The sequence below is a fragment of the Pseudoalteromonas sp. MM1 genome (assembly GCF_030296835.1).
Lineage (GTDB): Bacteria > Pseudomonadota > Gammaproteobacteria > Enterobacterales > Alteromonadaceae > Pseudoalteromonas.
The window spans coordinates 338,550-352,359 of record NZ_AP027922.1 but is presented as its reverse complement, the minus strand read 5'-3'; the positions used below and the strand labels follow the sequence as shown (position 1 = coordinate 352,359).

General features: G+C 43.5%; 9 protein-coding genes. 7 read left to right on the top strand and 2 right to left on the bottom strand.

The window, feature by feature from the left end:
• Positions 1 to 15 precede the first annotated feature (15 nt).
• From hutC to hutH, 3 genes are all read left to right on the top strand, one after another.
• Positions 16 to 723 carry a histidine utilization repressor gene (hutC, locus tag QUE46_RS01565; RefSeq protein WP_286245933.1) on the top strand — a complete coding sequence of 236 codons (708 nt, stop codon included), beginning with the start codon at positions 16 to 18 and terminating at the stop codon, positions 721 to 723.
• Between the two features lie 67 nt (positions 724 to 790).
• Positions 791 to 2,464 (top strand): urocanate hydratase, encoded by a 1,674-nt coding sequence (gene hutU / locus QUE46_RS01560; RefSeq protein ID WP_286245932.1) that lies wholly within the window; start codon positions 791 to 793, stop codon positions 2,462 to 2,464.
• Between the two features lie 2 nt (positions 2,465 to 2,466).
• Positions 2,467 to 4,020, top strand: coding sequence for a histidine ammonia-lyase (hutH, locus tag QUE46_RS01555; protein WP_286245931.1), 1,554 nt, complete (start codon positions 2,467 to 2,469; stop codon positions 4,018 to 4,020).
• Here the strand turns inward: hutH and QUE46_RS01550 are convergent.
• Positions 3,998 to 4,768: an NADP-binding protein gene (locus tag QUE46_RS01550; protein ID WP_286245930.1), complete on the bottom strand. Its 771-nt coding sequence runs from the start codon at positions 4,766 to 4,768 to the stop codon at positions 3,998 to 4,000. The genes hutH and QUE46_RS01550 overlap by 23 nt on opposite strands.
• 116 nt (positions 4,769 to 4,884) lie before the next feature.
• Between QUE46_RS01550 and QUE46_RS01545 the strand changes: the two genes are divergently transcribed.
• The 4 genes from QUE46_RS01545 to QUE46_RS01530 all read left to right on the top strand — a co-directional run bounded on the left by QUE46_RS01545 (position 4,885) and on the right by QUE46_RS01530 (position 11,515).
• Entirely contained in the window at positions 4,885 to 6,912 is a 2,028-nt protein-coding gene (locus tag QUE46_RS01545; RefSeq protein WP_286245929.1) for a methyl-accepting chemotaxis protein, read from the top strand.
• 362 nt (positions 6,913 to 7,274) lie between these two features.
• Positions 7,275 to 9,983, top strand: a complete 2,709-nt coding sequence (gene secA, locus QUE46_RS01540) for a preprotein translocase subunit SecA (protein ID WP_286245928.1) — start codon at positions 7,275 to 7,277, stop codon at positions 9,981 to 9,983.
• A 59-nt stretch (positions 9,984 to 10,042) separates the two neighbouring features.
• Positions 10,043 to 10,441 carry an 8-oxo-dGTP diphosphatase MutT gene (gene mutT, locus QUE46_RS01535; protein WP_286245927.1) on the top strand — a complete coding sequence of 133 codons (399 nt, stop codon included), beginning with the start codon at positions 10,043 to 10,045 and terminating at the stop codon, positions 10,439 to 10,441.
• 6 nt (positions 10,442 to 10,447) lie between these two features.
• Positions 10,448 to 11,515: a phosphotransferase enzyme family protein gene (locus tag QUE46_RS01530; protein ID WP_286245926.1), complete on the top strand. Its 1,068-nt coding sequence runs from the start codon at positions 10,448 to 10,450 to the stop codon at positions 11,513 to 11,515.
• Between the two features lie 79 nt (positions 11,516 to 11,594).
• Here QUE46_RS01530 and QUE46_RS01525 read toward each other — a convergent pair whose 3' ends face one another.
• Entirely contained in the window at positions 11,595 to 13,670 is a 2,076-nt protein-coding gene (locus QUE46_RS01525; protein WP_286245925.1) for a M13 family metallopeptidase, read from the bottom strand.
• Between the last annotated feature and the right edge of the window lie 140 nt (positions 13,671 to 13,810).

The window sequence follows — 13,810 nt, the reverse complement described above, 5'->3', positions numbered from 1 at the left end:
AGCTAATAATAAGTAATGACCACTCCTAAATTTGCACAAATAAAACAATTTATCGTCGATAAAATAAAAAATGGCGCATGGCAAGAAAACCAACGTGTCCCCTCAGAAAACGAGCTTAGCAGCCAATTTTCTGTAAGCCGTATGACCGCAAGACGTGCACTGAGCGAATTAACAGATGCCGGTATTTTAACGCGCAGCCAAGGATTAGGTACGTTTGTAGCAAGTTTTAAATCGCAGTCATCTCTACTCGAAATTAAAAACATCGCCGATGAAGTAAAAGAGCGTAACGGGCATTACAGCTGTAGCGTGCACGTGCTTGAATCCATCAATGCAGTTGCCCCCATCGCCATTGCGCTTGGCGTTGAAGTAGATAGCGTGGTGTATCGCAGTGTGCTGGTACATAACGAGAACGACAAACCACTGCAAGTTGAAGAGCGATTTGTAAACCCAGCTTTAGCCGCGGGTTATTTACAACAAGACTTTAGCGCCCTCACCCCGCATGAATACTTATCGAGCGTAGCGCCACTCACACAAGCACGCCACACAGTGGAAGCGGTTATGCCCAACTCGCAAATGTGCCAATGGCTTAACCTATATAACGAAGAGCCCTGCTTACAGGTTATTCGTCGTACTTGGTCTACAAAAGGCATAGTGAGCTTTGCTCGTTTAGTATCACCGGGCAGTAAATACCGTTTGGGCGGGCATTTAACATTTAAAAAATAATAACAAGGTAACGCTCAAGGGCGTTTTTTTGTAGCTGACCATCTTGTATATACAACAGGAGAAATTCATGAACAACCGGCTCGACACACACCGTGAAATCCGTGCGCCTCATGGCGATAAAATTAGCGCTAAAAGCTGGCAAACCGAAGCCGCTAAACGCATGTTAATGAACAATTTAGACCCTGAAGTGGCAGAGCACCCTCATGCGTTAGTAGTCTATGGCGGTATTGGCCGAGCAGCAAGAGACTGGCCAAGCTTTGATAAAATAATTGAAACCCTTGATAGGCTCGAAAACGACGAAACACTGCTTGTGCAATCGGGCAAGCCCGTGGGCGTATTTAAAACCCATGAAAATGCGCCGCGAGTTCTCATTGCTAATTCTAACCTGGTACCGCATTGGGCAAATTGGGAGCACTTTAATGAGCTCGATAAAAAAGGCTTAATGATGTATGGGCAAATGACCGCGGGCTCTTGGATTTACATTGGCTCACAAGGCATAGTGCAAGGCACTTACGAAACCTTTGTAGCAATGGCAAAACAACACTTTGACGGTAATGCGCAGGGTAAATGGGTTTTAACCGCAGGTCTTGGCGGTATGGGAGGTGCCCAACCACTCGCCGCGACGATGGCCGGTTTTAGCGCATTAGTTGTGGAATGCGACGAAACCCGTATCGATTTTCGAATTAAAACTGGCTACGTTGATGTAAAAGCCACGACGCTTGAGCACGCACTTAAACTTATTACCGATGCGTGTATTAAAGGTAAGGCCCTATCGGTAGGCCTATTAGGTAATGCCGCCGATATTTTTACTACCCTAGCAAACAGCAACATTATCCCTGATATCGTGACCGACCAAACCTCAGCGCACGACCCACTCAACGGCTACCTACCTCAAGGTTGGAACATGCAAGATGCGGCAAAAATGCGCAAACAAAACCCACACGCGGTTGTTAAAGCCGCTAAGCAATCTATGGCAGTGCAAGTTAACGCTATGCTAGCACTGCAAAAAGCAGGTGCTGCCACTACTGATTACGGCAATAACATTCGCCAAATGGCATTTGAAGAAGGCGTTACTAACGCGTTTGATTTTCCGGGGTTTGTGCCAGCTTATATCCGCCCGTTATTTTGTGAAGGAATTGGCCCATTTAGGTGGGTTGCACTTTCGGGCGACCCCGAAGACATTTATAAAACCGATGCAAAAGTGAAAGAGCTTATCCCAGAAGATACCCACTTACATAACTGGCTTGATATGGCGCGTGAGCGCATTCAATTTCAGGGTTTACCAGCACGTATATGCTGGGTAGGTTTAAAAAATCGAGCTCGCCTTGCACTGGCTTTTAACGACATGGTTAAAAATGGCGAGCTTAAAGCACCGGTTGTTATTGGTCGCGATCACCTCGATTCAGGCTCAGTAGCAAGCCCGAATCGTGAAACAGAAAGTATGCTAGATGGCTCAGATGCCGTATCTGATTGGCCATTACTTAATGCTTTATTAAACACCGCAGGTGGTGCAACGTGGGTATCGCTGCATCATGGCGGTGGGGTTGGCATGGGTTTTAGCCAGCACGCAGGTGTGGTTATTGTTGCAGATGGCAGTGAACAAGCCGCACAGCGCATAGCCCGCGTACTTTGGAATGACCCTGCCAGCGGCGTTATGCGCCATGCCGATGCAGGCTACGACATTGCAAAAAATTGTGCGCAAGAGCACCACCTAGATCTCCCTATGCTAAACAAGGAATAGTCATGATTTCACACTCTCTCACACCCGGGTACCTTGATTTAAACACCCTAAGAAAAATTAATGACTCAGCTGTTAATTTAAATTTAGAAAACAGCGCCGAGGCACAAATAGCGGCCAGTGCACAAACCGTTCAAAACGTAATACATAAACGCCAAACGGTGTACGGTATTAATACCGGCTTCGGCTTATTAGCCAATACAAAAATAGCAGATGACGAGCTTGAGCTACTTCAACGTAGTATTGTACTTTCGCACGCTGCCGGTATTGGTGAGCTCATGGACGACAGCACAGTAAGGTTAATGATGACCTTAAAAATAAATTCTCTATCTCGGGGCTACTCGGGAATACGCCTTGAGGTGATTGAGTTTTTTATTAAGCTACTGTGCAGCGAAGTGTACCCGTGCGTACCACAAAAAGGGTCTGTCGGTGCTTCGGGCGATTTAGCGCCTCTTGCTCATATGTGCCTACCGCTGCTAGGTGAAGGTAAAATGCGCCACAAGGGTCAAGTTATAAGTGCTGCGCAAGGGTTAAAAATTGCCAATCTTTCCCCCCTCACCTTAGGTGCAAAAGAAGGGTTAGCGCTGTTAAATGGTACACAAGCTTCTACCGCATTTGCCCTGCAGGGGCTTTTTAAAGCGGAAGATTTATATGCACAAAGCTGTGTTATAGGCTCTATTAGCATAGAAGCCGCAATGGGCAGCCGTGCGCCATTTGATGCACGCATTCATGACATACGGGGTCAACGCGGCCAAATTGATACGGCCAGTGTATTTAGAGAGCTACTTAGTACTCAATCGCAAATTAGCCAATCTCATGTAAACTGCGAAAAAGTGCAAGACCCTTACTGCCTGCGCTGCCAACCTCAAGTACTCGGCGCATGTTTAACACAAATTCGCCACGCCGCAGAAGTGCTGTTATGTGAATCAAACGGCGTGACCGATAACCCGCTGGTATTTGCCGATGTGGGCGATATTATCTCCGGTGGCAACTTTCATGCAGAGCCAGTCGCAATGGCAGCGGATAACTTAGCTATTGCGATTGCTGAAATAGGCGCACTGGCAGAGCGAAGAATCGCATTGCTTATCGATTCAAATCTCTCAACACTGCCACCATTTTTAGTTGAAAACGGCGGAGTTAACTCAGGCTTTATGATTGCCCAAGTAACCGCGGCGGCACTTGCTTCCGAGAACAAATCGCTTGCGCACCCTGCCTCGGTAGACAGCCTGCCAACATCAGCAAATCAAGAAGACCATGTTTCTATGGCCACGTTTGCAGCAAGGCGCTTAAATGAAATGGGCAATAACACCTGCGCAGTGTTAGCGATTGAATGGCTTGCTGCTGCTCAGGGGCTTGAGTTTAGAGCCCCACTTAAACCCTCACCGCAAGTAGAAAAAGCAAAAGCACTGCTGCGTGAGCATGTAAGCTACTATGATAAAGACCGCTACTTTGCCCCCGATATAGACGCAACCAATACGCTTTTAGCACAAGGTAAATTGTGCGACTTTATTCATCACAACCCGCTACCATCGTATGTTAAATCCCATGCTGATAGCTAAAACCTAATGCCTCAATTGCTGAGCCTAGTACTTTGCGCTCAGCACTTTCATTTCTGGTAAAGGTTGGCATTTCGCCGCCATGCTCGGCACACTTTTGTGCATAATAATTCGCTTTAGTGGGGTGTGACGGGTTCACCACATTATAAATATTTTGCCCCGAATTAAAGTTTTCTATTACCGCAAAAATGGCGTTTATCACATCTTGTTGATGCACCATATTAACTACCTGCTGACTCGATGAATTTAGCTCTTTACCAGCAACAAAGCGGCCCGGCTCGCGATTCGGCCCTAACAACCCCGCTAAACGAAGTACCTTAGCGCCTTGTTCAAGCACCTTTTCTTCGCTATCGTACAGTTTTATTTGTCGCTCATTGGTACAACTTATTTCACTGCTTTCAGTGTAAACACCTGGCTCTTGATCGTACACACCGGTAGATGAGCATAAAATAAAGCCTTTGGCAGATAATTGTTTAGAAAGAGTAAGGGCTGCACTTAATGTTTCTGGGTAGTTACTTTCACTGTGTCTGCTTCGGGGGGGGATTGCACACACCCAGTAAGCATCGTGTAAATCTATTTGGTGTATTAGTTGTCCATCATTCAGTACAAATTGACGCTGAAAGTCTTCGGTGTGCTCATCACTTCTATGTGTACCTTGCACCTGCCAGCCCGCCTGCTTAGCTTGTAGGCACAAAGTATGACCCAACCAGCCTGCGCCTAATACTACTAATTTATTAGCTTTTGTTTCCATTTTTGCATAACCCTTCATTTTAAACGCATAATTAGTGCTTTTTATCTAACTTCATAGCGAATTAAAGTAAGATATGATTAGATATAACCTATTAAAAAACAATAATACGTGCACTTATGCTAAATAATTTATCATTACGGAAGAAAATATTATTATTGATTGGTGGTACCATCACCATTTTGCTAATTATTGCTTCAACATTTTTTGTAAATCACATCGCTAACCTTTCCAGAGTAAACATTGAGCGCGAAGCTCAAAGCTACCTTCAAAGCGAACAACTTTCAATGCAAAGCTACTTTGCAGAGTATGGCAAGCTGGTTTCTACGTTTGTTAATAACCCGCATTTGATTAACTTTTTTGAAAACTGGGATACTCGCGATCAGCCGATTAAAAACGCCCCCGGCTACAACGACGTTAATCAAGACTTTATCCGCATTAGCTCAAATGACGAAAATGTCCTATCGGCGTTTTTCGCATCAGCAACCACCGGTGAATACTTTAAAGAAAACGAGCGTACCAGCCATTACAATGGCCAGCCTTACTACGCTTATAAACGTGGTTGGTGGCAAGAAGCGCTGCAAATTAATAAACTTTACGTCGGCCCTATATCGGTCGATTTAACCACAGGCGTTGCCTCAGCAGTTGTACAACAGCCGGTATACAACGCACAGCGTAAACTTATTGGCATGGGCGGTGTTGATTTACAGCTTAATAAAATCAACGACATGGTTGAAGGTATCCGCTTTAATGGCCAAGGCTATGGTTTTTTACTCGATGGCAATCAAAAGGTTGTACACTTTTCAAATGCCACTGGCCATAAGCTGTCTAACACCGATGAAGGCCCCAAAGGCAAAGAAGGGCTAGATGGCCTCGAAAGCCAGTTTAGCAATACATCAGGTTTTACAGAGCTTAACACACAAATGCGTAATAACCTTGAAGGCAGCCAATTGGTGACCTTAAAAGGAGAAGAGTTCTATGTGGTGTATCATCGCTTACAACTAGAGCAGCCTTATCTAGATTGGTATGTAGGTATACTCATTCCAACCAGCATGATTGAAGCCCCCGTTAATGAAGCGGTTACCACCACAACCACCGCAGTGGTGATTATTTTAGTGATCATTTTAGCAATGATACTATGGGCAACCCACATGATTTCGCAGCCTATTACCACCTTAACTAATATAATGCGTGATATTGCCTCAGGCGAAGGCGATTTAACCCAAAAGATTAATATTACCAGCCAAGACGAAGTTGGCCAGCTTGCCAATCACATGAATACATTTATTGATAAGCTACGCGCCATGATGTTAGAGACAGCCGCACAAGCTGAGCAATTGACCAATGCCGCAGCGCAACTTAAAAATGTGTCTGCGCAAACCAATACCGAAATACAGCAAGAAAAACAACAAGTAGACAGCGTCAGTGCCGCCGTGACCGAAATGGCCAGCACCGTGCTTGAAATATCGCGCAACGCACAACATACCAACAGCGCCGCCGAAGAAGTGCAAGCCATTACAGCCGAAGGAGCAGACCGCTCTACGCAAGCACAACGTGTGATGACCGAGCTTGCACTGCACATAGGTGAAGCATCTAAAGTAGTAGCAGGGCTTGAACAAGAAAGTAATAATATTGGTGCATTAGTGGATGTAATTAACTCCATTGCCGATCAAACTAACTTACTTGCTCTTAATGCCGCTATTGAGGCTGCGCGTGCCGGTGAGCATGGCCGCGGTTTTGCCGTAGTTGCAGATGAAGTGCGCTCACTTGCGAGCCGTACGCAAGAATCAACCGACGATATTCGAAATATGATTACTCGCTTACAGCAAATTGCTCAGCAAGCGTCGGTAATGATGCTGCAAGGGCAAGAGCAAACTGAGGGCTCAGTATCGCAAACCAAAGAAGTACTTAGCTCATTAGAAAACATTGCCCAGTCGGTAACTAAAGTGCAAGATCAAAGCCACCAAATTGCCACCTCAACTGAGCAACAAACCGTTGTGGCTGAGGACATTAATACCAGCCTTGCAGCGATTAATGGCTTAGTAAACAGCACCGCTGATCACGCCCACATTTTAGCAGATGAAGCGCGCGATTTAAGCGACCTTGCTATTGCCTTAAACAAAACGGTTAATCAGTTTAAGCTTTAAATACACCGCAGAACTAGGTGGGTAATTAAGTATAAAACTTACCCACCCATACTCTTGTTTTTAAATTTTTTAACACCATATCTTCACAACTTGCTGCTATTTTTAAGCGTAATTAAATTAGTTTTACGCATCAGATCAAATTTTTCTGTTTTAAATACACATCTTTTTGTTGAGATAGTTTGTTGTTTGGCAGAGTCTGGTATAGTAGCACACGTATTAAACAGTGCTTTTGAGGCTCTTTAGTACAAAATTGCTAATTAATATGTTCTACAGGTTATGTAAAAGTACATATTAATTACCAATTGTAAAAAATGGGTTAGCCGACACTCGGTTAGCAAAGAATACATTGTAACGGTTTTATCATGATATCTAATTTATTTACCAAGATTTTTGGTAGTCGCAATGACCGCACTATTAAAAACCTAAGAAAGACGGTCGCGCTAATTAACGCGCTAGAAACGCAATTAGAAGCGCTTTCTGATGAAGATTTAAGAGCTAAGACAGCTGAGTTTAGAGAACGTTACGATAACGGACAAAGCCTTGATGACATTCTACCAGAAGCATTTGCTGTGGTACGTGAAGCGTCAAAGCGTGTAAATGGCATGCGTCACTTTGACGTGCAGCTATTAGGCGGCATGGTTTTACATCAAGGCCGTATAGCAGAAATGCGTACCGGTGAAGGTAAAACACTAACAGCCACACTTCCAGCCTACTTAAATGGCTTAACTGGCAAAGGCGTGCACGTAATTACCGTGAACGATTACCTTGCTAAACGTGATGCTGAAACAAACCGCGAGTTATTTGAGTTCTTAGGCCTCACTGTAGGCTGTAACGTACCAGGCATGATGCCACAACAGAAAAAACAAGCTTATAGTGCCGACATTACTTACGGTACTAATAACGAGTTTGGTTTTGACTACCTACGTGACAACATGGCATTTAGCATTGATGAGCGCGTACAACGCCCACTGTTTTATGCGGTAGTGGATGAAGTGGATTCAATCTTAATTGATGAAGCGCGTACGCCACTTATTATCTCAGGCCCAGCTGAAGATAGCTCTGAGCTATACATCGAAATTAATAAAATTGTGCCGTTATTAGAGCTTCAAGAAAAAGAAGACGAAGAAGGCATTGAAGGCGATGGCGATTACACAATCGACGAAAAGTCTAAACAAGTTCATTTAACTGAGCGCGGTCAAATTAAAGTAGAAGATCTACTTACTGAACGTGGCTTAATTGAAGAAGGCGACTCGCTTTACTCAGCCGGTAGCATTACCTTACTTAGCCACGTGTATGCCGCACTTCGTGCCCACAAGCTTTATCAAAAAGATGTTGATTACGTTGTTAAAGAAAACGAAGTTATCATTATCGATGAGCACACAGGGCGCTCTATGGAAGGTCGTCGTTGGTCTGAGGGTTTACACCAAGCTGTTGAAGCTAAAGAAGGTGTAAAAATTCAAAACGAAAACCAAACACTGGCTTCAATTACTTTCCAAAACTACTTCCGTTTATACGAAACCTTAGCCGGTATGACAGGTACAGCCGATACTGAGGCATTTGAGTTTCAATCTATTTACGGCCTAGACACGGTTGTTATGCCAACTAATAAGCCGATGATCCGCGATGATCGCGCCGATTTAGTTTACCTAACACAAGAAGAAAAATACGAAGCTATTTTAGCCGATATTAAAGATTGCCAAGAGCGCGGACAACCTGTGCTTGTAGGTACTATTTCGATTGAAAGCTCTGAGTATTTATCGCAGTTTTTACGCAAAGAAAAAATTAAGCACAACGTACTTAATGCTAAATTCCACGCGCAAGAAGCTGACATTGTATCGGATGCTGGTTTGCCAGGTACTGTAACAATTGCAACCAACATGGCCGGTCGTGGTACCGATATTGTGCTTGGTGGTAACTGGAACAGCGAAGTTGAAAAACTAGAAAGCCCAACAGATGAGCAAATTGCTGAAATTAAAGCGGCGTGGAAAATTCGTCACGATGCAGTAATTGATGCTGGCGGTTTGCACATTATTGGTACTGAACGTCATGAATCGCGCCGTATAGATAACCAATTACGTGGCCGTGCTGGTCGTCAGGGTGATGCCGGCTCTAGCCGTTTTTACTTATCGATGGATGATGCGCTAATGCGTATATTTGCCGGTGAGCGCATGACTAACATGATGCGTAAACTAGGCATGCAACGCGGCGAAGCCATTGAACACCCATGGGTTAACCGTGCCATTGAAAACGCTCAGCGTAAAGTAGAAGCACGCAACTTTGATGTACGTAAGCAATTACTTGAGTACGATGATGTAGCAAACGATCAACGTCGTGTTGTTTACTCTCAACGTAACGAGTTGCTTGAAGAAGGCGATATTTCTGAAACAATTACAGCAATCCGCGCAGATGTACTCAATGGAATGATCGATCAATACATTGCACCACAAAGCCTTGCTGAAATGTGGGATATCCCAGGTCTTGAAGAGCGCTTAAAACAAGACTTCCTGATTGAGCTGCCTATCACACAGTGGTTAGCTGATGACAATAAACTATACGAAGAAAAACTTCGTGAGCGCATTGAGCAAGCAGTTGAGCAAGCTTACAAGCAAAAAGAAGAGCAAGTTGGCGACTCTGTACTACGTCAGTTTGAAAAAGCGATTATGCTACAAAGTCTTGATCAGCACTGGAAAGATCACCTTGCTGCCATGGATCATTTACGCCAAGGTATTCACTTACGTGGCTATGCACAAAAGAACCCTAAGCAAGAATATAAACGCGAGTCATTTGAGCTATTCACCGAAATGCTTGAAAACTTAAAAGTTGATGTAGTGGGCATTTTAAGTAAAGTACAAGTTCGTGCCGAAGAAGATGTTGAAAAAGTAGAAGAGCAACACCGTAAAAGTGAAAATGCCCCTCGCGAGTACCAACACGAAGAAGCTGAACATGTAGGCGGTGAAGCCCCTCAAAGCGCAACTGTTATGGCAAGAACAGCGCCTAAAGTTGGGCGTAACGACCCGTGTCCGTGTGGCTCAGGACAAAAGTTTAAGCAATGTTGTGGTAAATTAAAGTAACGACGCATTGAATATAGTTAAAAAGCGACGCTAGCGTCGCTTTTTTTATGGAGAAAAACATGACAACGAAAACTGTAAATGTAGCGGTAGGCGTAATAAAAAAAAATAACGCCATCTTTATCTGCAAGCGCGGTGATGAGCAACATCAAGGTGGCTTATGGGAATTTCCAGGCGGCAAAGTAGAAGCTGGCGAGAGCGTATTTGCTGCACTTAAGCGAGAGCTTAGTGAAGAAGTTGGCATTACCATTCACAGCTCTAGCCAACTGATGGTGATTGAACATGACTATGGCGATAAATGTGTAAAACTTGATATTCACGTTGTAAGTAACTTTAGCGGCGAAGCGCATGGCGCTGAAGGTCAACCCAGTGAATGGGTCGCTATTAATGAGCTTAGTAACTATGAGTTCCCTGCTGCTAACGCTGAGATTATTGAAAAAATACACGCGCGTTACGCGTAATCTGCCATGAATACAGCAATACAAAATAAATTAAGTGAGCTATTAGCACTAAACCCTGCGCTTACTCAGGTGAGCTCTTTAGGCAGCGGACATATAAACACTACGTGGCTGCTCACCAATGCTGCGCAGCAATTTGTTGTGCAAAAGCTCAATACCCATGTATTTAAAAACCCAGCACAACTGGTTAATAACGCCAAACTAATTGAGCAGCACCTAAGCGCTAAACAGCAAGCAAATACTTACCCGCTCGATATTGTTAAGCATATAAGTACCGACCAAGGTGAATACCTTATTACAATTAACAACGCGTACTATCGCGTGCTTAATTTTATTAGCCAAAGCGTAAGTATAGATGTGGTTAATCATCCCCCTCATGCAGAGCAAGCGGCATTTGCATTTGGCACATTTACACGTGCCCTGCTCGATTTTGACGCATCAAGCCTCTACCCTGTTATTACTGACTTTCATAACTTAGCCATGCGCTTTAAACAGCTAAATACAGCCATTACCACAGCTAATAAAGAGAGGCTACAGCAGTGCAAAAACGACATAGACTACTGTATTGCACAACAACATTTAGTAAAAGAGCTTGCTGAGGTAACGGCTGATCTGCCCACCCGCGTGTGCCACAACGACACTAAAATAAATAATATGCTGTATTGCAGCAACACATATAAAGCGAAGGCGGTTATCGATTTAGATACCTGTATGGCCGGCTTTTTATTATATGACTTTGGAGACATGGTACGCACATTTTGCTGCGCTGAGGCAGAAGATTCGATTAATCTTGATAAAGTAGTTATTCGCAAAGAGGTATTTACAGCGCTTGTTAAAGGCTACCTTACTCCTCTTAAATCGGCTATTAGCAACAAAGAGCAAGCAAGTTTACTACTTGGTGCTAAAGTTATGCCGCTAATGCTTAGTGTGCGGTTTTTAACTGATTACTTAAATAACGACCTGTACTTTAAAACCGCCCATGCAGAACATAATTTAGAGCGTGCGCAAAACCAGCTGGCTTTGTATAAAAATATTTTAAGCAATCAAAGTTGGATGCATAAGACCCTCATGCAATAACAGTAGTGTTATTGGTATAAAAAAACCAGCAAGCTAAACACTTGCTGGTTTTTACTAAGTTAACCAAAAAGAATATCAATTACCAAATTTTTACGCGATCTTCTGGTTTAATATACATTTTGTCGCCTTCTTTTACGTCAAACGCGTCGTAAAACTCTGGCATGTTCGACAAAATACCGATTACACGGTAATGGCTTGGTGAATGCGGGTCTGTCATTAAGCGGTTACGTAATTCTTCATCGCGGTACTTACGACGCCAAATTTGTGACCACCCCATAAAGAAACGCTGATCGCCGGTGTATCCGTCAATTATAGGCGCTTTGTTATCACCTAATGATAATTGATACGCCTTGTAGGCTACGGTTAAACCGCCTAAGTCACCAATGTTTTCGCCAAGCGTAAGCTCGCCGTTTACACCTGCATCTTCAAACGGTTTATATTCGTTGTATTGCGCGACTAACGCACCGGTACGCTCTTCAAATTGTTTAAGGTCAGACTCACTCCACCAGTTACGTAAGTTACCGTCACCATCGTATTTAGCACCTTGGTCGTCAAAACCGTGGCCTAGCTCATGGCCAATTACTGCGCCAATTGCACCGTAGTTTACAGCGTCATCGGCTTCTAAATTAAAGAACGGTGGCTGTAAGATAGCAGCTGGGAATACAATTTCGTTATTTACTGGGTTGTAGTAAGCATTAACGGTTTGTGGCGTCATATGCCATTCAGAGCGATCTACTGGCTTACCTAATTTAGCAATCATGTCGCTATAAGCCCACTGGCTGTAACGTATATAGTTGCCTACTAATTCATCAGGGCTAATTGTAAGTTCAGAGTAGTCTTTCCATTTATCTGGGTAGCCAATTTTTGGAGTAAATTTGTTTAGCTTTTCTTGGGCTGCCAACTTTGTTTCTGGGCTCATCCACTCAAGGTTTTCAATAGCAACGCCGTAACCTTTAATAACGTTATCTACCAGTTCTTCCATGCGCGCTTTTGCTTCAGGCGGGAAGTTATCTTTTACGTATACTTTACCTAAAATTTCACCCAGTACGCTGTTAGACGCATCGACCGCTTTTTTCCAAAGTGGCGCTTGCTCTTTTACGCCGCGTAATGTGGTGCTGTAAAAATCAAATTTAAGGTCAACCAGATCAGCGCTTAGTAACTGCGCGTAACCACTTACAAAATGAAATTTTAAGTAGTTTTTCCACGTTGCTAAATCGGTTTCTTTGTACACATCAGCAAACCCTTCTAGGTAGCTTGGCTGACGAACAATAATGTCTGAGGTATCTACCCCAGCGCTTTTGAAAAACGCAGCTAAATCAAAGTCGCCGGTTAGCTTATTTGCCTCAGCCACAGTCATTTTATTGTATGACTTAGTTGCATCACGGCTTTGTACTCGGCTCCATTGTGCCTTTGCTAAAGCGCTTTCAAATGCGATAACGCTTTTCGCGGCATCAGCAGCATTTTCAACGCCTGATTTAGCTAAAATATCTGTTATGTATTGCTCGTAAGATGCGCGAATTTTAGTAAATTTTTCATCATCTTTTAAGTAATAGTCACGATCAGGTAAACCAAGTCCAGATTGCGATAAGTACAGCGCGTATTCACTTGAATTTTTAGCATCGTTATTTACAAACCAGCCAAATGGTAAGCTAGCGCCTTGCTGCTGAATTTTAGCCATTAAAGGCGCAAGATCAGCTTTTGAATCTAGGCTATCAATGGTATTAAGTGAAGGTTGTAAAGGTGTAATACCTAACTCATCACGTGTGTCTTTATCCATGTAGCTTTTGTAAAAAGCGCCAATTTTGTACTCGTCACTGCCTTTTTTAGCACTGCTATTTTTAGCGGCACTTTCAAGTGCTGCTTTCATCGCTTTTTGCGACTCATCGTATAACTGTGTAAACGAGCCATAATTCGACTTATCGCCAGGGATCTCCGTTTTAGCAAGCCACTGACCATTTACATGGTAATAAAAGTCATCTTGCGCACGAACAGACTCATCCATATTGGCAAGGTTTACACCTAGCTCAAGGTTTTTTTCTGCAGGAGCTGTAACGGCAGCGGTGTCGGCAACGTGCGTTTCTTGTTGTTTTTCACCGCAACCTACTAGGCCCAATGCAAGTGCAATACTTGCAGCGGTTATAGTTACTTTTTTCATAATTATTCCGTTTGTTAGTAAAGAATAAAATATCTATTTCATTAAACAATTGCACCGCAGAGAAAAATTAAATGGGCGCTGTGATACTTTCACTTAATGAAATTAATATTTAGGCGGTTAAAACAACACGCCGAATTTGT